Genomic DNA, 417 nt, shown 5'->3' on the forward strand with positions numbered 1-417 from the left:
GAATTATTCGTCGAATTGCTGTCTACATTCTCTGATGAAAATTCTACGTCTATTTTATCTTTTTCAGTAAGTTTTTGTCCCTTACTAATTGATTGGTGGGACACAAAACCGCTACCTTTTAAATTTACTTTAATATTTGTTAGGTTTTCAAAAGCAATGACATCTTCTTTCGTCCATCCTGACATGTCAGGCATAGTTAAGTCTCCATCTGTTAATAACAGTACTTTACTATGAGGTAAGACTTTAGTCCCTGCTTTTATAGATTGTGCTTTTATTTGTGTGCCAGAACCAATAGTAACTGGTTCTAATGATTTTGCACTCACATTATCAATAGCTTTTTGTTTGTCTTGACCTTCAACATCTGGCACTTTACTATACTCTGCATTAGATGTGTCATCTTTTGATTTACCTACATTT

Annotated in this window: 1 protein-coding gene; it reads right to left on the reverse strand. The window is 33.6% G+C overall.

The genetic code is table 11. The features are described 5' to 3' along the window. The coding region (locus tag M3225_RS29125) for a PASTA domain-containing protein (protein WP_251400786.1) at positions 1 to 417 on the reverse strand (417 nt) is incomplete at both ends.

The organism is Priestia aryabhattai, from assembly GCF_023715685.1.
Classification (GTDB): Bacteria; Bacillota; Bacilli; order Bacillales; family Bacillaceae_H; genus Priestia; species Priestia aryabhattai_B.